Origin of the sequence: Castellaniella sp. FW104-7C03, from assembly GCF_040276085.1 — a bacterium.
In the GTDB taxonomy this organism is placed as follows: domain Bacteria; phylum Pseudomonadota; class Gammaproteobacteria; order Burkholderiales; family Burkholderiaceae_B; genus Castellaniella.
This window is the reverse complement of record NZ_JBELOK010000005.1, coordinates 197,615-217,204: the sequence shown is the minus strand read 5'-3', so window position 1 is coordinate 217,204 and position 19,590 is coordinate 197,615. Positions and strand designations below refer to the sequence as shown.

Annotated in this window: 15 protein-coding genes and 1 tRNA gene; all 16 read right to left on the bottom strand. The window is 61.0% G+C overall.

The annotated features are described in order from the left end of the window. Nucleotides 1-25: 25 nt before the first annotated feature. Complete coding sequence (locus tag ABS758_RS08160; RefSeq protein ID WP_350381435.1) at nt 26-835, bottom strand: DNA methyltransferase; 810 nt, start codon at nt 833-835, stop codon at nt 26-28. 196 nt (nt 836-1,031) lie between these two features. Continuing rightward, nucleotides 1,032-1,108: transfer RNA gene (locus ABS758_RS08155), tRNA-Met, on the bottom strand. Between the two features lie 54 nt (nt 1,109-1,162). Continuing rightward, nucleotides 1,163-1,573, bottom strand: a complete 411-nt coding sequence (locus tag ABS758_RS08150) for a DUF3293 domain-containing protein (protein WP_350381436.1) — start codon at nt 1,571-1,573, stop codon at nt 1,163-1,165. Beyond that, nucleotides 1,570-2,145 carry a DNA-3-methyladenine glycosylase I gene (locus tag ABS758_RS08145; RefSeq protein ID WP_350381438.1) on the bottom strand — a complete coding sequence of 192 codons (576 nt, stop codon included), beginning with the start codon at nt 2,143-2,145 and terminating at the stop codon, nt 1,570-1,572. The genes ABS758_RS08150 and ABS758_RS08145 overlap by 4 nt, the downstream gene beginning before the upstream one ends. A 60-nt stretch (nt 2,146-2,205) precedes the next feature. After that, nucleotides 2,206-3,717: a helicase HerA-like domain-containing protein gene (locus ABS758_RS08140; RefSeq protein ID WP_350381440.1), complete on the bottom strand. Its 1,512-nt coding sequence runs from the start codon at nt 3,715-3,717 to the stop codon at nt 2,206-2,208. A 28-nt stretch (nt 3,718-3,745) separates the two neighbouring features. Further along, the gene (gene selD / locus ABS758_RS08135) at nt 3,746-4,807 is read right to left on the bottom strand and encodes a selenide, water dikinase SelD (protein WP_350381441.1); all 1,062 of its coding nucleotides are present in this window, start codon (nt 4,805-4,807) and stop codon (nt 3,746-3,748) included. Between the two features lie 30 nt (nt 4,808-4,837). Further along, nucleotides 4,838-5,944: a tRNA 2-selenouridine(34) synthase MnmH gene (mnmH, locus tag ABS758_RS08130; RefSeq protein WP_350381442.1), complete on the bottom strand. Its 1,107-nt coding sequence runs from the start codon at nt 5,942-5,944 to the stop codon at nt 4,838-4,840. 316 nt (nt 5,945-6,260) lie between these two features. Further along, the gene (locus tag ABS758_RS08125; RefSeq protein ID WP_350381443.1) at nt 6,261-6,509 is read right to left on the bottom strand and encodes a hypothetical protein; all 249 of its coding nucleotides are present in this window, start codon (nt 6,507-6,509) and stop codon (nt 6,261-6,263) included. After that, nucleotides 6,506-6,922, bottom strand: a complete 417-nt coding sequence (locus tag ABS758_RS08120) for a hypothetical protein (protein WP_350381444.1) — start codon at nt 6,920-6,922, stop codon at nt 6,506-6,508. Before ABS758_RS08120 ends, ABS758_RS08125 begins: the two co-directional genes overlap by 4 nt. Before the next feature lie 46 nt (nt 6,923-6,968). Then, the gene (locus tag ABS758_RS08115; RefSeq protein WP_350381445.1) at nt 6,969-7,259 is read right to left on the bottom strand and encodes a DUF7940 domain-containing protein; all 291 of its coding nucleotides are present in this window, start codon (nt 7,257-7,259) and stop codon (nt 6,969-6,971) included. Further along, nucleotides 7,256-7,552: a hypothetical protein gene (locus ABS758_RS08110; protein WP_350381447.1), complete on the bottom strand. Its 297-nt coding sequence runs from the start codon at nt 7,550-7,552 to the stop codon at nt 7,256-7,258. The genes ABS758_RS08115 and ABS758_RS08110 overlap by 4 nt, the downstream gene beginning before the upstream one ends. Before the next feature lie 9 nt (nt 7,553-7,561). Next, on the bottom strand, nt 7,562-7,981 hold the full coding sequence (locus tag ABS758_RS08105) for a hypothetical protein (RefSeq protein ID WP_350381449.1): 420 nt from the start codon (nt 7,979-7,981) through the stop codon (nt 7,562-7,564). Beyond that, a complete protein-coding gene (locus ABS758_RS08100) occupies nt 7,978-9,297 on the bottom strand; it encodes a reverse transcriptase domain-containing protein (protein WP_350381450.1) in 1,320 nt (439 codons plus the stop codon). The genes ABS758_RS08105 and ABS758_RS08100 overlap by 4 nt, the downstream gene beginning before the upstream one ends. Further along, nucleotides 9,297-11,237, bottom strand: a complete 1,941-nt coding sequence (locus tag ABS758_RS08095) for a phage major tropism determinant (protein ID WP_350381452.1) — start codon at nt 11,235-11,237, stop codon at nt 9,297-9,299. The genes ABS758_RS08100 and ABS758_RS08095 overlap by 1 nt, the downstream gene beginning before the upstream one ends. A 64-nt stretch (nt 11,238-11,301) precedes the next feature. Continuing rightward, the gene (locus ABS758_RS08090; protein WP_350381454.1) at nt 11,302-17,856 is read right to left on the bottom strand and encodes an LPD22 domain-containing protein; all 6,555 of its coding nucleotides are present in this window, start codon (nt 17,854-17,856) and stop codon (nt 11,302-11,304) included. Next, a complete protein-coding gene (locus ABS758_RS08085; protein WP_350381456.1) occupies nt 17,856-19,589 on the bottom strand; it encodes a hypothetical protein in 1,734 nt (577 codons plus the stop codon). The genes ABS758_RS08090 and ABS758_RS08085 overlap by 1 nt, the downstream gene beginning before the upstream one ends. Nucleotide 19,590: the final 1 nt, after the last annotated feature.

Genomic DNA, 19,590 nt, shown 5'->3' with positions numbered 1-19,590 from the left:
CACGGGCATATTCGCTTTTAAGTGGTCAGTACGCATTTGAAATGTGAGCACCCGGTGAGTACCGTCTTGTAAAGGCACGGATACCATTTTGACTGATAACAGACGTAATCATCTGAACCTTAGCTTCAGGCAATATCTGTTCGAGGAGCAAGCTCAGACGGTGAACCTCTTTTTCGTCAATTGTCACAATTAATACAGAATCAGCAGGATTCAATAATTCCTTCGCCACGGACAACCGCCGCTCCATCATCGCCAGCCACTTGCTGTGGCGATACGAGTCGTCCTTCTCGACATAATCGTTATTGTATTTCCAGTCCTTCGCCCCGCTGTTGTACGGCGGATCAATATAGATGGCATCCACCTTGCCTCGATGGGTGTAGGTCAACGCTTTTAGAACATGGTAATTCTCGCCATTAATGACTGTGTGGCACGGTTTGTCGCCACCGCGCAGCACCTTACCAGTACTGACCAAGCCCGGATAAATTGTGTCGCGGAACTCGGCCACTACAACTAGCTCATCCAGTGTGACGGTCTGCGTAACCCCTGCTGCTCCCAGCAACTCTATGACGGCTGCCTTCTTGGTTTTGTGGAGGGTTTTCACGTGCCATAACCGCTGACCGCCTTTCTTAGTAGAGCCACGCTCCGGCAGCACGCGTACCTTGTCACCCTTGCGAATTGGCCGTAGTGGCAGCTCAACCGCTTCTGGGCTATGCCGCTCAAAGTTCAGTCCAAAAGGAAGACGCGAAGACAGAATCTTGAACTCTCGATCCAGCTCAGCTCCTAAGGCCGAATCTTTGGCTTTTGTCTTGGCAATCAAATCAGTTAGTCTGGACACGGAAATTCTTTCTCTCTTTTGTATCTTCGCTATTGATGATGCGGGTGTGTTACACCGCAATGCTTGTAAATCGTGGTTCGAGATACGACATAGCCTCGTTGCTAAGCATGATCTTACCGTTCCCGAAGGGGTTTGACGCTTGATCCTAAAACGCAAAACGCCAACCCACAAGGGCTGGCGTTTTGTTTGATATCTTTGGTGGCGCATCAGGGACTCGAACCCCGGACCTGCGGATTATGATTCCGTCGCTCTAACCAACTGAGCTAATGCGCCAAAGCACGCAATTATAGCAATAAATTTTTGCTGTGCAAGCGATGGGTGGGTTGCTTATCCAGCAGCCCACTGCAGTTGGGCGATGGTGTCTGCCGGGCATAAAACCCAGGCGTTTTGCCCAAAGCTTTTGGCCAGCATCCGTATCGTGTGTGGTGGCAGGCCGGCAATCCAGAAGCCTGGCTCTTCGGGCCATTGGCCGGTGGGGTCTGCGTTGTGGGCGGGTAAAACGGAGACGCCCAAGATATTCAGCCTGCGGTGCAGGGCGGCTAGCCGCCTGAGATTGGCGGCAGGCCGCAGGCGCCGGCTGCGGGGGTTGCATGGGGTAAGGATATGGCTGTGGGTACAGTGATACTGCTGATGCAGGGTCTGTAGGCCGGATTGAGGCTGGCCGATGATGATGAGGGTAGGCGAGGGCGTGTCGATGTAATAACGTGCCGCCTGGTATGCCTGGGGCAGGTATGTCATTCCAGGCGTGAGGTATCCAGCATGGCATGTCGAAAACAGTCGGTGGTGTGATCCATCAAGGCACCGATGGCCTGAAGATACGCCTGACAAATGGTGGGGCCCACAAAGGTAAACCCGCGGTGCTTCAGCAGCTTGCTAAGTGCCTGGGCCTCGGGGCCAGCGGTGGGGATCTCGGCGGGCTGTGCGTAATGGTGCACTTTGGGCTTGCCATCCACCACCGACCACACCAGCTCGACAGGGTTTTCCAGTGCCAGCCAAGCTCGGGCGTTTTTACCCACGCCTTGCAGTTTGAGGCGATTGCGGATAATGGCCGGGTTTTGCATTTGTTGTTCTACCCACTCCGGGGTGGTGGCCGCCAGGGTGTGCGGGTCGAACGATGACAGTGCCTTACGAAAGCCCTCGCGTCTGCGCAAAATGGTGAGCCAGGACAGACCCGCCTGGAAGCCTTCGAGAAGCAGCATTTCGAACAGATGGCCGGCGTCGTATGACGGCACTCCCCACTCGTGGTCGTGGTAGTGCATGTAAAGCGGGTCATCGGAGCACCAGGTACAGCGTGGGGTGGTGTCGGCCATGGGTAAACGAGCCTGTTTGATTGGTAAGTGGGTATTTGCAGATATGGGCCAGGCAAGGCCTTAGCGCCGGCCCACCAAAGAGCCCAACAAGCCGCGCACCAGCCGATTGGCGGCGTTGCGCATCATGCTCTTGGCTATCGACTGCACCGCCCCTTCGCGCCGTCCGCCCCGGGGGCCGGTAGAGCCAAACAGAAAATCGCTGACGAGTCCGAGTGCGCCATCTTCGGCGGGTTCGGCCTGTGCCGTGGCGGGCTTGGCCTCTGCGGTGGCTTTTGCGAGGTTGTTGCTTGTTGTCTCGGCGCGTTTTTGCAGAATCTCATAGGCAGATTCGCGATCCATTGCCTTGTCGTACTTGCCGCCCAGCAAAGAAGCGCTACGCACTGCTTCGCGCTCGGTGTCTGTGGCCGGGCCGATCCGGCTACCCGGGGCCATCATCCAGACGCGTTGTGTCTGGACGGGCTGCCCTTTTTGGTCGAGTAGCGACACCAGGGCTTCGCCCACGGCAAGCTCGGTGATGGCGGCCTCGATATCCAGAGGCGGGTTGGGGCGCATGGTTTGTGCCGCGGTACGCACAGCTTTTTGGTCGCGTGGCGTGTAGGCACGCAGGGCGTGCTGGATGCGGTGCCCCAATTGCCCCAGTACGGTATCCGGGATGTCGGCCGGGTTTTGCGTGACAAAGTACACGCCCACGCCTTTGGAGCGGATCAGGCGCACGACTTGTTCGATTTTCTCGAGCAGGGCCTCAGGTGCGTCTTTGAACAGCAGGTGGGCTTCGTCAAAGAAGAACACCAGCTTGGGTTGTTCGAGGTCGCCAACTTCGGGCATGCGCTCGTAGAGATCAGCCAGCATCCACAGCAAAAATACACCATACAGCCGGGGGGACTGCATCAGGCGATTGGCTGCCAGCACATTGACCATGCCCAGGCCTTGCGCATTGGTGCGCATCCAGTCGAACACATCCAGCATGGGTTCGCCGAAAAATTGCTCGGCACCTTCGGAGTCGAGCCTCAGGAGGTTGCGTTGGATGGCTCCGATGGAGGCCGAGGACACTTGGCCATAGGTGGTGCGGATCTCGGCTGCATGATCGGCCACATATTGCAGCATGACGCGCAGGTCTTTGAGATCGAGCACCAAAAGGCCCTGGTCGTCGGCGACCCGAAAGGCGACGTTGAGAACGCCCTCTTGGGTGTCGTTGAGATCGAGCATGCGGGCCAGCAGCAGGGGGCCAAGATCGGAGACCGTTGCCCGGATCGGGTGGCCTTGCTCGCCAAAAATATCCCAGAAGGTGACAGGGCTTGCGCCCCATTGAGGTTCGGGTAGGCCGAGTTTTTTCAGCCGCCCCGAGAGCTTCTCGGAGGCTACGCCTGTTTGCGAGATACCACTGAGATCGCCCTTGACGTCTGCCACAAATACCGGCGTGCCAATTCTTGAGAAGGACTCTGCCAGCACTTGCAACGTAACGGTTTTGCCGGTTCCGGTGGCGCCAGTGATGCAACCGTGCCGGTTGGCCAGGGGGGGCAGGATAGCAGCTTCAAATTGACTGTTTTTGGCAATGATCAAAGGGGCGGCCATAGAGGCTCCTGTGTGCAAAAGGCAGTTTTCAGAATACCCGAATGCGAGGGGTGCCGGAAGCCAGTTGGCCAATGTGTGCGGCCTGGGTAAAGCCGTCAGCGCGCAACAGGGCCAGAATTTCGTCGACGGCAGCTGGATCACAGGCCACCAAAAGCCCGCCAGAGGTTTGGGGATCGGTAAGCAGTGCCTGCGCTTCGGCGGGCAAGGCGGTGTCAAGCGTGATGTGTTGCTGGCAGGCTTGCCAGTTGCGCCCCGAGGCGCCAGTGTGGATGCCTGCCTGGGCAAGCGCCTGGGCAGCATCCAGCCATGGCAGCGCCTGGTAATCAAGCTTGGCTTGCAGGCCCGAGCCCTTGCACATCTCCAGCGTGTGCCCCAGCAAACCAAACCCGGTAATGTCTGTCAGGGCATGCACGGCGTCCATGCGGCCTAGTTGGCCGCCCGGGGTATTTAATTGGGTGGTGCTGGCAATCATGGCCTGGTAGCTTTCAGGTGCAAGTTGGTCTTTTTTAAGGGCAGCCGATAAGATCCCAACCCCCAATGGTTTGCTGAGGATCAGCGCGTCGCCGGGCTTGGCCTGATCATTGCGCTTGATGTGTGCGGGGTGCCCCAGCCCCATCACCGCCAGCCCATAGATGGGCTCGACAGAATCGATGGAATGCCCGCCGGCAATCGGGATGCCGGCTTGCTGGCAGACCGATGCGCCACCCGCCAGGATGGCCGAGATTGTCTCGTGTGGCAGGGATTTCAGGGGCATGCCCACCAGCGCCAGCGCCATGATGGGTGTGCCGCCCATGGCATAAACATCCGACAAGGCATTGGTGGCTGCGATACGGCCAAAATCGTGGGGGTCGTCCACAATCGGCATGAAGAAGTCGGTGGTGGCAATCAGGGCCTGCTCGTCGTTCAAGCGATAAACGGCGGCGTCATCCGAAGATTGAGTCCCCACCAGCAGGTTGGGAAAAACACCTGTGGGTATCCCTTTCTGCATCAGTTTGGCCAGGACGTCCGGCGCAATCTTGCAGCCGCAGCCTCCGCCGTGCGAAAGCGAGGTCAAACGTGGAATATCGGTGATGACAGGTGCTTGGGTCATGAAAATCTCTAAAAATTTGGCTGCAGGTACTTAGGGTGAAGTGGATGAAATCGGCTCGGGCCGGCCATGGCCGGCCAGCGCTTGCAGCAGGGCGTGGGCTTGGTGGGATTCCTCTGCGTCTGTGGGATCGTAGCCAAATTGGGGCGCATGCTCCAGCTGTGCATAGTGGCCATGGCTGCTGCGCCGGTAGGCGGGGTCGTAGTGTTCGGACACCAGGCACTGAAACAACTCGGCACGCTGATCGGTGTCGATCAGGTGATGCCAGCGCTTGAGGGTTTCGTGGCTTTGCAGCCCCAGCAGACGATCAAGGGTTGCCTTGAATGTCTCGGGCTGATCAAACAGATGGCGGTAATCCTGCAGCAAAAACGCGATGCGCTGTGGCATCGCCACTTTCACCTGCACACATTGCCCGGTGTACATTTTTTGCAGCAAGGCGTCGGGCAGGCTGACGCGCCCGATACGGCGGCTTTCCGCCTCGACAAACACTGGCTGGTTTGGGTCAAGCGCTTCGATGGCCTGCTGCAGCCGGGTTTCAAAGTAGCGCTGGCTGGGCTGTGCCTGGTTGGGCAGCTGCCCCAGCAAAGAGCCCCGATGGCTGGCCAAATCTTCAAGGTCGAGCACCTGTGCACCAGCTCGCCCCAGCGCCTGCAGCAAGCGGGTTTTGCCCGAGCCGGTGGGGCCGGTGAGCACGATGCAGCGCAAAGGCTCGGGGAGGGATTCGAGCGAGGTCAGCACGTGGCGGCGCCACGTTTTGTAGCCGCCTTCCAGTTGCCGGGCCCGCCAGCCAATCAGGTTGAACCACGTGGTCATTGCGCCCGAGCGTTTGCCGCCGCGCCAGCAATAGATCAGGGGGCGCCAGCTTTGCGGACGGTCGGCAAAACAGGTCTCAAGGTATTCGGCAATGTGGCGGGCCACCAGGGCAGCCCCCAGCCGTGTGGCCTTGAAGGGCGATTCCTGTGCGTACATGGTACCGATCAGCACGCGTTCTTCGTTGCTGAGTACAGGTGCGTTGATGGCGCCCGGGATGTGGTCATCGGCAAATTCCGCCGGCGTGCGCACATCGATGATCTCATCAAATTGGTCGAGAGACTCCAGGCCGCAGCGCATTGAGCTGGGAGAATGGGCAGGACGGTTCATGAGATGGATTGTAGTTCGGCGGCGGGCGGCCTGTGCAAAGCAAAAAACCCGCAGACCTGTGGGGTTTGCGGGTTTGCATGTTGATGTACAAGACATCAGGGAATTGGACTTCTGTAAAGAAGTGGTGCCCAGGAGAGGCACCCAAAGCCAAGCAATCACGCGGCTTGACGAAAATTATGGGGCTTTTCGTGGGGCCTTGCCGCAAACCCTAGCCCACGTCTCATTGTACTGCACCACCTGGCGCGTGATGTCTACCGGTGTGGCGGCTAGCTCAGTCATATTAGCCCAGCGGATGGGCTTTGCGATCTCGCAATAGCTACTCGTCGTCGGCGTTGCGCACCCACTTACGAGCGGCATCAAGGACAGCACGATCATCCAGCGAAGCGATTTTTTCAGCCACATCATCGGCTTTCTCCCGGGCCTTTCTGGCCTCCTGTAGGCGCGAGGCCTGTTCCTGTTTCCTGCCCGCTGCCCGCTGCGAAGCGCCGAAACCCAGCACCGCTGCGACAGCGCCCGCTGCGACCAGCAGGTAGGGCCAGATTTGCGACAGCAGCGCGGCAATCACGACCGCACCCCCGCCGCGTTACCGGGCAAGAGCCCACGATCCAGGGCGGCGAGCACAGCCGCCGAGGCTTCACGCTTGGTGACCGCCTTGTCCTTGTTCTTGTCCAACCCGGCATTCGGCGCGTATGCCTCACCGGGGGCCGTGAACAGTGCATAGTCGTCAGGCTTGCCAATCGCCCGGGGGTACAGAATCGCCATGTACACGTCAGCCAGGCCGTGCATCCGGCCTGCGTAGGGTTTGAAGTACATACGCACCCAGTCCAGCTGCTCGATGGCTGACATAGCCGCCAGGGCTGTTGTCGTGGTGCCCAACCCCCGGGCGGTGGCCGCCATGAACTGGATGAGCCCGGTACCGGACGATCCCGCCTTGTTCCGGGCGGCCGGGCTGAAGGTGTAGCCGGTCTCAAAAGCCATGCAGGCCATCAACCAGTCGGGGTGGATTTGCAGCCACCGGCAGATATCAACGACCTTCGCACGAAACTCGGGGCTTACCTTCGCCCCCCACGCGAGGGGCGTGGAGTTTGTCTTGCCGGATGATTCGGGCAACGATACCGCAGGCAAGGACGGCGATACCGAGCCACTTGACGGTATCTGCCGGGAAGGCAGCAGTGACATCAGGCGGGAGAACAGCCCAGACATGAATGAAAGCATCGGGAAACCCCTGTACAAAAGTGATGAGGGCCACGCCTACGGCTTGCAGGCGCACAGACCAGAATCGGTGGCACTGGCGCCACTCGGGTATTAGCTTCATTTCGTGATCTCCATCTTGAAGGCCTGCCACAAGGCGTACGCGACCCAGCCGAAGGCCCCGATTCCGCCGACCTTAGCGGCCTGAATTAGTGAGGCCCTGACCATTTGGTTGCGCAGTTCGCGCCACTCAATGATTGACTCGTGGTACCGCCGATGGCTTTCTGGATCACCGTCCGGAAAACCGGCAAACAGTTGTTCCTGGCGGGCCTGCATACCCGCGAGTTTGGCTTCCAGATCGGCAGTGGTTTCGCGCACGGCCTGAATGATTGCGACGGCATCGTCGGACAGCGCCATGCTTTTTCCTTAGAGGATGATTTTGGCCGCAGCCACGAATAGTGCATCGAGCTGCGCACTGGTAATACCTAGGACGGCCGCCGCAGTGACCAGAAACGGGCTGTCACGTCGCCACTCTGTCGTGTCGTCCAGCGCGACCTGTGCCAACGCCTTTTGTGTGGGGTCGGCAATGCCAGCGACATATGCCTGCACGCCATCCCACAGCCCGGCCTGGATCAACGCCGCTTTACCCTGCGCCCGGCTGACGGATTCCGGTACCGGCTCGACATGCACCACGTCCTCGACCATCCAAGCCGGGCCGCCACGCCAGAACACGCTTTGGGCAGCTGGATCATGAACAGGGCACTCAACACCGGCCCGGCCCATCCAACCGGCCGGGTTGTCTGTGTCGATGAATTCCCCGGTGTGGGGGCTATAGGCGTCTTTCATGCGGCCACCTGCATATGCGTGAGTAGATTGTGAGAATCCGCGTGCTTGGCGTGGCCGAGCCACGAGGCCAGGAACATGCGCAGTCGCTCGACAGCGCCGTGCGCCTTGTAGCGGCGCACCTTGCGCTTGGCACGGGCGACCGAATCCCGGCGCAGCAGCTTGAAGCGCGGCCAGATGCGGTAGCCCACAAAATTGATACCCCGGCTGATCGGTTGCAGCGACCAGTGCGAGAAGCGCAGGCCGAGTTCATCCAGCGCGAAGGCTTCGAGTTCGACACGCAGACGGGCCAGGGTCGCCCGGTCGGAACCCAGGATCACGATGTCGTCCATGTACCTGAAAAACGTCGTGACGCCTTGCTCATGCACCAGCCAGCGATCCACGACATGCCCGAGGAGATTGGCCGAAAGCTGGCTGACCAGTTCGCCGATGGGGATGCCCCGGCCTTCGGCGGGGATCATCTTTTCGAGCAGGGCCAGCGTAGGCTTGCAGGAAATTTTGCGCCGATATTCCCGGTGCAGCACGTCGCGCGGGATGCTGTAGAAGTATTTGCTGAAATCGGTTTTCAGCACCCACACTGGCAAACAACGGGCCTGCATCCGGCGCAGTTCGGCTTGCACATCGCGGGCTGCGGCGTGAGTGCCTTTACCCCGGCGGCAGGCGTAGCTTTGCGGCAGAAACACCGAATCGAAAATCGGTTCGAGGACATTGCAAAGCGCATGCTGCACCAGCCGATCACGGAAGGGCAGCGCGGAAATCTTGCGCTCCTTCGGCTCGAAGATCGTGAACCGCCGAGGTTTGCCCTGGCGATACGAGCCTGTCGCTAGACTGCGGCGCACAGACCGTAGGCGACTGTTCAGGTGGCCGGTGAACGTCCGGTAGCTGCGCGTTTTCCGCTTGCCCCGTGAGGTCTTGCGGTACGCCGAGCGCAGGTTATCCATCGACGTGATTGTGTCGTAGAGGTTTTTGTATTTTTTGCCCATGACAAAGCGGCGCGGCTTTCGATTTTCACTACTCGCCGTTCTCCGCATCCCGAAAAGTATTTGCCAAGGCAGGTGAAGCAAGCTGACCAAAGTGCCGTGATACGCGGCTTGCATCACGACGGGTTGCCAATCGCCACCGGCGGCTCGAAGCGAAATGTTCCAGTTCGAGTTCGCAAGGCCGTTGTTAAAGTTGACGCAACGAGACCCCGAATTGGACGTGTTCGTACGGTTGCCGCTGTTATCTTGCTCCACCCTTTTTGCCGCCCCGAGAGACAGCAAAAACCGATGCACTGCCGATACTGGCATGGCGCAGTCAAGCGGCAGTGCGATGTTCATTACGCGGCCTCTTGGTACAGGGCCGGGCCGACTGTTTTTTGCGGGTCACCGGCGGCTCGAAGCGAAATGCTCCAGTACGAGTACGCAAGGCCGTTGCCAAAGTTGACGCAACGAGACCCCGAACTGGACGTGCCCGTACGGTTGCCGCCGAACAACTGGACGACGCCACCGCCGTAGTTCGACCCCCGGCCATTACCCGCCCACGCCGATCCACCCTGACCGATCATCGGGCCGCCGATGGTGTAGACGTGGCCGGTGGCCTGTTCCAAACCAATGCGCGACGTATAGCCCGGCTGGCGGGCCGTGGCCGGAATCGTCGCGGACGCGCCCCCCAGGCTTTGGCCCTCGGTGACGCCGAAGGCCATGCTGACAAACTCGTTGTACAAAACAGGACGACAACCGTGGTCGGCCAGGATTTCAATAGCTTCCCACGACCGGAAGGCACTGTACTTGAGCACGCCGTCGCCCCCGAAGGACGGAGGCACGAAGGGCTGTACGGTGCCGCTGCAAACGTCAGTGTTGTACCGGCTGATGCCGTTCAAATGGGGAGCGGTATTGCAAAAATAAATACCGCCCCAGGCATCGACCCACGGGTCGTACGACATGCCGTACTGTTCGCCCCGGTGGCGCAGGGCCAAGTCCCAAATCGAGAATTCGTTGATCCCGGCCAGTTTGTCCACGTCGGCTTGTGTCCACAGCATCGACCCGCCGCCCGCAGTCACACCGCTGGTAGAGAAACTACCCCCGGCCACTGTCTCGCCCGGCGCGACGAGGCCATGATGGAATCCGCCGATGCGGATGGCCCCCACGTCGGGGGCGTTGGCCGGGGCAAGGAACGAATCAACGACAGCGACTGCGCTATTGTCGGTCTTGACCCATACCGAATAGTCCTCCCCGGCGGTGAGCGCGGGCATGGCGACCGGCGTGTCGGCAGCAAAGGCGCGCGCGACACCGGCCACAACCACCACCGTCCCGGCCTTGATGCTGACCGTCTGTGCGCCGGTCTTTTTCAGGCAGGGCGTGTCGTAGTCGGCCTTCATGAAGGCGAAGGGCTGCGCCAGGGTTTCGAGATACGTCTTGGCAGCCAGTTCGCTACTGGCTGCGTTGCCCTCGGACGTGGCCGCGTTCTGTTCGCTGGTCGCGGCGGCCAACTCCGAAGCATGGGCGTTGCCTTCCGACAGCGCAGCAGCCAGTTCGGAGTCGTGGGCTTTGCCTTCGCTGACCAGGGCCGCGCTGGCTGATAGGCCCGCCGCGAGTTCGGAGTCGTGGGCCTTGCCTTCGCTGACCAGGGCCGCGCTGGCTGATCCTGCTGCGTTGCCTTCGCTGGTGGATGCGTGGGTTTCCGACAGCGCTGCGGCGACTTCCGAGTCGTGCGCCTTACCTTCACTGACCAGGGCAGCGCTGGCCGAATCGGCGGCGTTGCCTTCACTGACGGCGGCAGCATCGGCGGCATTTATGGCGTCGGATGCCGCGTTGGTAAGCTGGTTGATGAGATCGTCCGGCGTGATCGTGCTGGAAATCGGCACCTTCACGGCGCGATCAATCTTTTCATTGGCCTGCTGGGCCAGCACGGTCAAGCGGTCAAAGGCCTGCGTCACGAGGTTCTGGTAGAACCCCCCCAGGTCGGTGATGTCGGTGGGCTGTAACTCAGGCACCGCACTGGTGAGCACCATTTTGTACCCAACCGCCAGCACGTTTGTCAGGGTGACAAACCCACCCGGGTTTGTGCTCTGGTCGCTGTTCAGGCTGACGGTATAGTCCACCCCCGGCCCGTTGGGGTCGCCGTAATCAAGCGTGGTTTCTGCACCGAGAGGATCAGCCACAACGGCCACGACAGAACTTTCAGACCCTACGGGCATGTAGAAGTCGAAATCGAAAGGCCCGGTAGACCCATCCCCCAGGAAGGGACCGGCCTTGCGGATGGTACTGGACACAGTCATGATGAAAACCCCGGCAGAACTTGCAGGGATTTTCACCGACTACCCAGCCGTCAAGGCCACGGGCCTATTTCCGGGGCGGCCCAACGACTAGCGCCCCCGGATTGCTGGTGCGGCCATCGAGCATGGCATTGATGCCCTGCAGGGTGTTGTTGATCTGCCCCGCTGGATAGTGGAAGACGATGCCGCCCAGCGAATTGAGCGCCTTCCAGAAGGCCTCATCGGCTTCGCCCTGCGATACCTGCTTGGCGAACCGCGCCATGTTCCCGAACAGGCGCACGGCCGCCGGGCCGCTGTAGTCGCTGTACATGCCCAGGAGCCCCGAGACGGCGCTACCGGCTTCGCGCACGACGACCATGGTGCCCAGCAGGTAGGTGAGCTGGTCATACACGAGTTTTTTGCCGAAGTCCTTGTCGTCCCAATCCCCAGCGAAAGCCGAATGCACGATCGTGCCCAGCAACGCCGGGATTGTGTAGAGCAGGAGCAGGTCTACCCCGAGCAGGCCCACCTCGCCCGGCTTCTTGAAGTCAGTGCGCCCAACAGCTTCGGCAGTCAAGTTATAGGTGGTGTTGAAGAACGAATAGAAATTCGTGAAGAGCATCCACCCGGCGCTGCCCCGTTGCACCTTCGACAGGTCGCCAGTCTGACCACCGCCTTGTGAGTCACGCACGGCCTGGTCGGCCATAGCTGCGGCGCGTTCCTCTGTCATGCCGTCCTCAGCCATGGATTTTTCGTACTGGCCCCACCAGGTCGGCACGTCGGCCATGAGCTGCGCCTTCTGGATCAGGTAGAAGTAACTTGCCTCGAGGCGGCTGTCCTTGCCCTTGACCCGGTTGCGGATTTCGTTGATTTCCCTCTGCATGGTCTTGGCCCGCAGGCGCATGAAGTCCGATTTCTCATTGATCTTGCGCACCGAATTTTCGAAGTGCGCCGTGTCACCGAACCAGCGCCAGGCACCACGGGCCACCCACTTCGGGCCCACGCGCACCATGGATTGCGTCAGGCCCAGCGGCTGCATGAGGGATGTCGTCAGACGCCACCCCAGGCCCGTGATGGTCGCCCCCTTGCGGATATAGTTCAGGATACGTTCGCCGCTGCTTTGCGAGGCGAGATTGCCCACGGCAATGTCTGTGAGCGTTTCGCGCATGGTGCGCAGCAACTCAGGCCCGTAATGCGACCTGATGGCCTTGTCGATGGCCGGGGCCTTGAGCAGGCGGTTCGCGTCGATCAGGTACTCGTGCCAGGACAGATCATGCACCACCTGGTCAACGTGCTGCGTGATAACGCCTAGGTCATAGCGCATGGGCCGCCCGACAGAGGCCGCCCGGGCCTTCTCGTGGCCACGCCGGGTGGTGGAGCTGGCGTACAGCCCACGTTCAACCTGGCGCTGCACTTCAGCAGCGGTATCGGCTTCTGCTCGAGTAGAGCGCAGCGCGTCGTATTTGATCGGGTAGTACCCGCCCCGGTAGGTGCCGTGCCTGGTTTCCACCGGCAAGGCCTGCACCTTTTCTGACGTGATGCCCTGCACCCGGCGCTGCTTGGCGACGATTTCCGACCAGTAGCTGTCAAGGTAATCCCAGATGCTTTGGACAAAATCCATTTCCTCTTTAGTGAGGGTATCCAGAATTTCCCGCTGCGCGGCGGGCGGCAGGCCCTCACCAGAGATAAGACGCTCTCGGTTTGTCTCGTTGCCCATGTTCAGGGCAATGCCAATGCGCTCTTCTCGGGTGAAGGATTTCCCCACCGAGCGGAAAAAGGTTTTTTCGTTCAGCTTGCCCGTCTTCAGGATGGGCTTGAGCAAGTTAGACAGCTCGATGGTGGCCTGCTCGCGCATGACGGCCTCACGATCCCCTGCGCGGTTCATGGACTGCGCAAGGTATTCCCACATGGGGCCGCCATCTTGCCAGCCGTCCATTTCGCGCACCAGGCTGGCAAACTTGCGGTGGTCTGCCGTGAAGTTGCGAAATAGCGTCCCGATGTCAGCCAGCCGCCCCCGGTCGGACGTGCGCCGCTCCTTCACCGTGCGGGCGGCATTGTCCGTGATCGAGGCGCTGATCTCGTCCACCACCTGCGCGAAGGCCCGATTATCCGCTGCCGTGAGCAGGCGGGTTTTGAGCCTGCCCAGGTGTTCTATCTGCTTGACCGTATCGAGTACGCCGCGCAATTCCGTCAGGGTCAGTTCCCGGTAGGGCTTGCGCTGTGCTTGGGCCAGCAGAGCGTCCGGTACGTCAGGATCAAAGCCCAGCTCCTGCTGGGCTTGCACCCAATCTATCAGACTCTTACGCCGGGCGGCTTCTTTGTTGCTGACGCTGGCTCGCAGGTCGAACCGTTCCAGCAACTGGTCGATCTGATCCAGATAGTCTGGGTCGATGTTTTTGCGCGTGCCCGTGTTGTCGAACTTGCGCAGGTAGCGTACCGCCTTGCCCACCTCGTCTTGTGCGTCGTAGGTGGCTTTGGTGAGCTGCTGCTGGATCACCTGATTGCGTTTCTCAGCAGCCGCTGTCACCACGTCGCCCGCCTTGGCGGCCCTGGCTGAGTTCTGGGCCGCCCGAGCCTCAGCACTGGCGTACTGCGCCGGGCGCAGGTCGCGCACGCGCACGCGGGCAATGACGTTTTGCGCGAACTCCCGGGCTGCTGGCAGCAAGATGCCCCGAGATACGGCCCGCCCCCTGCGGTCGATCTTACCAGTGGGCGCCGTGGGATTTGCCAGCCGCTGCAGCACTTCGGCCTCAGTAGCGGCGAACCGAGCGCGGGCCTCGTTGTGGACAGCCTTGTCTGCGGCCTTCGCAATCGCCTCAGGGCTGGACAGCTCCCCGTAGCGTTCGAGCATTTTTACATCGGTGACCGCTGCAATGGTGTCTTGCGGGGGTTCTGCTTCGGCCAGCTTGCGCACGAGCTCGTCGCCGGATGTCATTTCAATCCCCGGCAGTGCCGCCACGATATCCGGGTGCAGGCCGTTTTTGGCGACCATCTTGCGAGCCTTCAGCACGTCCATTACCTCAGCAGGCAGCGCCATGCTGGACAACTCGCTCGCATCAAGGCGGCCGGTGGTCAGTGCCCCCGGATTTGCCAGCTCAGCCCCCGCCTGCAATTCCTGATCGGCCGCGAAGTCATGCGAGAACGAGTACTGGGTATCCCCGCGCAATTCCGCATCGAAGCGGTCTTCGAACTCTCGGGGGTTCCAGTCGCCCGTGGCGTCTTCCTGCGACAGGTAGCCCTGTTCTATCAAGGCCTGGCGCATGTCGTCCAGCGACCGGCCGCCCTTGGCCCGAATCACAGGCTTGCCAAAAACGGGGGGTGTTGTCTCGTTCGAGTCGATCCCCCACTCGCTTTTCACTTCGGCGCGATCCAGGCCACCCAGCTTGGCAATCGCAACGAACAGCGAATCCACGGCGGGGTCTAAGACATCCGGATGCGACGAGGGGGGCTTCACCGGGGTGATCTTGTCGTCGGTGCTGATCTTGCCCGTCAGAAATTGCCACGCCCTGTACACCGGCTGGCTCATGATCTCGCGGCGGGCTTCCATGCGCATTTCGGCCCGGCGGGCTGCGGCTTCCTTCTGCAGTTCCTTGAGCACCCGGCTCTGGGCATTGTGCAGCCATTGCATGTCCCGCAAGCCCTTGGCCTGCAGGTCTTGGATGGCGTCTGCCGTCGCGTCTGCCCCGAGCGCCTGGTAGGCCGCAAATTCGTCCGAGGTCATGCCTGCCTGCTCAGCCGATTCAAACAGCGGCATCATGCTGCGGCCCTGCTCAGCCAGCGCAATCTGGTCTTCGCTGGCCAGCATCCGATCGAACACGCTGCGCACCTCGTCGGTGAGCGTGACGTTCAGCGCCTTCAGGTCTTTGTAGACATTCACGAGCCACGCCCGAAACCGCTGGAATAGCCCCTGCAGCTCGATGCTGGGGGCTTTGCCGTCGAACAGGTAGGATTCAAACCCCCGGGCGAATTGCTCGTGGTACGAGCGCTTCTGCTCCAAGTCCATGCTGTACCAATCCGTCAGCGTGCCCACCCCGAACCACTTCATGAGCGCGTCGGTATCTGCCAGCAACTGCCGTTCTTCAGGCTTCAGGGCGTCCATGCCGAACAGTTCAGCCTGCTGGCGCAGCTTGCCTGCGATGTCAGTCTGCACTTCCAGAAAGAAATGCCCCGACTCATGCAGGAAGGTGGACAGGTCGGCCGCTTTCAGCAGGGCGATGGTGTTGGTGCTGGGATTGAACGACCCCCGAGCGGCCTGCTCAAGCACTCGTCCTGGTGCTTCGCGGTGCATGCTTTCGGATGTACTAAACGCCCGATTTTTCCCTTTGTTCTCCACAAAGCCAAAACGCTTGTAGAACGCGACCAGCCGCTTTTTATTGCCTCCGAAATCTGCTGATGGCGACAAGGCGACGTGCTGGCCCGTTCGATCCGCATAGCCCACCAGTGCCTGCATGGCGGCCGTGCCTTTACCCGCGCCCCGCTGGCCGTTAGGCACGATGATCTTGGACAGCGTGATGGTTCCATCGTGTTCACTGACCGAAGCGTCAATACCGTCGGCCCGCCATTGTTGACGCAAGGCATCCAGCCCACCACCCTGATCCAGCACAGGGCCGCTTGCCACATTTTCCGCGACCACGGTAGGGTAATACTGCTTGAACAAGTCTTCAGGGGTGGTGTTTGTCAGGCGTGCGGCCTGGCCGCTGAAGAAGTTTGCCCACAGCGAGGCATAGGCGTCATTCACCTGCGGCGTAAACCGCCCCGTGGCCTCGAGCTGGGCTTTCACCTGTGTGCGCACAACATCGGCCGAGGCCTTGAACGTATCGACGGCCTGCTGGTTCTGCGCAGCCTTCTCGACCTCCTGTTCCAGCTCGTCGCGCTGGCTTTGCAGATAGGTCTGCGCTTCAGCCTGGCTGAAGCCCTCAGGGTCTGTTTTCAGGTGATCCAGCAGTCCCTGATTGAACTCCGTGGGGGCGATCCGGGCGGCGTACTCTTCGACTGGGATAGCGATTTGCCCGCCAGTCTGGGATGCCAGAGGCAGCTGCGCAGCCACGGCAGGCGACACGGCCGCCACCTGGTCGGCCAGACCAGACTGCATGAGTGCATCCGCCGAGATATAGACCTCTTTGATCGGGCCATCCTCGGCGGCATCGGCCACGAACTTCTCGAAGGTATCCGGCGTGCGCTGGGCGGTCTTCGAGGCCTTGGCTAGCTCAGTGAGCCGGGCTAGAAACCCAGCGCCCTGTGCAGCCTCTTGTACCTTGAGGCTGTCGCCCACCACCCGGCGAGCCAGTGAGTGGGTACCGGCCAGCGCCCCAGATTGCACGAGAGTGGCCAGGGCTGTCTGGTACGCGGCATTGCCCCGTTCGCTGAAGAAGTCGCCCCAGGTCTTGGTGGGGTTCGCAATGGCCGTATCCACGGCGTCCTGCGTGAAGGTGGCGATCTGTTCGCTTGGCAGTTCGCGCAGCAGCAGGCCGCCCAGGAATTCCTTGGCGCCGGTCTTGCCGAAGCGATCCACCAAAAAGCCCATGGGCAGCATTTCGGTGGCCACCTCAAGGGCGCCCTCAGCCGTGCCGCCCAGGAAGGCCTCACCGGGGGTACCGCCGCGTGCCCGATATTTCCCGTAGGATTGTGCCTGCACCTGCGTGCCCGCGAAACCCAGAGCCAGATACGGGTTTCGAGTGGCGATTGCCGCAGCCAACCCGGGCAGTTGTTGCAGCAGACTTGAGAAGCCCCCGTAGATGCCTTGTGCGGTGCCCGACTCAAAGGCGGGCGTGGTGGCTTGGATGCGGGAATCGGCCTGCCGGTACTGGCGCAGCAGGTTTTCCTGCTGCAGGCGGCTGTCTTCGCTGCCATCACTCAGCAGATCAGCGCCTTGTAGCTGCACGCCCAGGCGCACCTGTTCAGTGCCTTGTGCGAAAGACGACCACAGCCCCCGAATGTAGTTCAAGATGGTGGGCTCAGGGCGCGGGGTTTCCCGCATCACACCGAACTCGCGTTCCACCGCCGACAGGCTTTCCACGTCATCGTGGGCCAGCCGGGCAAATTCCGGGTCTGTCATTTGCCGCGTGAGGATGGGGGAGTCGGCCAGTGCCTGGCGGATGTCGCGCATGCGCAGCACCCGGGATACCTCATCACGGTGACGCTCGACAACAGGCTCAGGCAGGCCGGAACGATCCGCCATGCTTTTGACCGTAGCCGCATCGTCTGGCATGGTGTACAGCGCTTTGTTCACCGCCGCCTGCACGGCCACGTCGCGGGCCTGCGCGTCCCCATTGGCCATTTGTGCGTAGTCATCATTTGCGCTGCCCGGCCCATACTCGACAGCCTGTTCCTCGTGAAGCCGCTGGGCGTACTGCGTGGCGTGTTCAGGAGTATCGAACTTGCCCAAGTGCTGGCCAGTGCGGCGGTACTGGGCCACGGCGGCGCTGTCATCCAGGATGCCAGACCCGTCTGCCGCCACGGTCGGGATCAGGATTTCCTGCCCATTCTCATTGAAGGACATCGAGCGCACGGTGCTGATTGTGCCGTCATCGTTTCGCACGACAGGCCGGGCAGACAGGTCAATAGTCCCCGGGGTCAGCAGGCCCTCAGTAAGGGAAACCCCAGCATCGGCGCGGGCAAAGTCGTCGTATTCGTTTGTGGGCATTACTTCCAGCCTTTCAAGCGGCGCATGTAGTAGGTGGCAATGTCCTGCTCAGTCGTGGGCAGGCCCTGCGCCCGGCGGGCGCGGATGATCTGGGCGCGATCCCGGGCGGGAATTTCCGAGAGCTTCACGTCGAACGGCTTGCCTTCTGGACTTTTCACGATGACATACGCGGATTTTTCTTCGTCAGGCGACAGCAGGATGAGGGGCTTGGCTGGGTCGCGACCCCACTCGTCCACCATTACCTTGTTGTCCATTTCACCGCGCATGATGTCCAGCTTCTCCGAGCGGCTTAGCTGGCGCTTTTTCTCGGTCTGGGCCGCGTCGATTTTTTGCTCGATGGAGTAGCGCAGCTCCCCGAGCTTTGCCTTTTCCTTGGGGTCTTTGCCTGTGGCATCGGGGTCTAGGCCGATTTCGCGGGCAACGTGGTTGAAGTCTTCGGTGTCGATGGCGACGGTGCGGATTTTGTCGGGGCTGTTCTGCAGCTTGACGAACTCCTGAAAATCGCTATCTGACAGGCGGTTCATGTACTGGCGTAGGTCAACCCGCTGAAAGGTGTCCGGGTCGCTGGCGGCCATTTGCCGCAAATCCAGATAGGTGCCCTTGTCCGTTCGCACGGGTTCACCCATGGCTTTCTTGTGCGCATAGTCTTCCAAGCTCAGCCGAGCGCGGCCGTCCATGCCATCCAGCACTGAGGCTGGTACCGTGCTCAAGTCGCCGCTTCGGGCGTACGCGTCCCACGCCTGATCGGCTGCGCCTTTCTGCCCGGCCTCAGTGGCCTGGCGCATTTCGGAAAAGCGCACCTTGATGCCTGCGACGATGGCCTCTTCCTGGCGCCCGGAATACTTCTCACGGGCCTGCCGGATGGCGTCCGATTCCGACACGCCAGAGGACAACACCTTGTCCGTATACCCCTGCACCATGCTGCGCAGGTCGGTAGTCTCGAACCACTTTTGGATTTGCGCCCGGTGTGCAGGGGCCACCTCATCCTTGACGGATTGGTAGTAGGCTCGCGCCCGCCCGGGGGAGGTGTCCACCATGCTTTGAATGGCATTCGTGTGCAGCTTGTCCAGCATGGCTGCTTTCTTGCTGTCCACGATCTCGGGTGTCCAGCCCTGACTGGCCGCCACGGCGTCGATGCGCTGCAGGATTTCCCCACGCGCCTGCGACAGTACCGGCCGGGGGTCGTTCTTCGGGTCAATCGCGGCGTTTGCCGCCATGCGGATAGAGCCGTCGATGGACGCCTGCGCGGAATCCAAGAAGGATTTTTCCCCTTCACGAAACTCGAACCCCGACATGGCCGACACAGCAGACTGCCGGGTGCGCTCGAAAATCCGTTCAAAGGCGAGCTGCTGATTCGCGTTGGTGAAGTTCTGGGTGAGGTCTTTGTGTTGCTGATCGAACCAGGCCGTGGCGTCCTGCGTGATCCCCTTGGCGTTGGCCCCCTGGCGCTGACGGGCCTGCGCCTCGAATTGCAGCCAGTTGTCCTTGAGCGCAGCTTCCTGCTTGAAAACCGTTTCCAGATCGTCGCGCTCTTGAATTTTGAGCGCGAAGTCCAGCACCCCGGCGCCCGCACGCGTGAGCTGCTGGGCACCTTGCATGCGCTGGCGGGCTTGCTGCTCCTGCACACGATCCTGTAGGCCGAACAGTGCGGGAGAGGCTACAGAGCTTTGCCGTACGCCTGGTACCAGATCGGGGGTGGCGGTGGGCTGATCGTACGTTGGCACTCGCGGCATG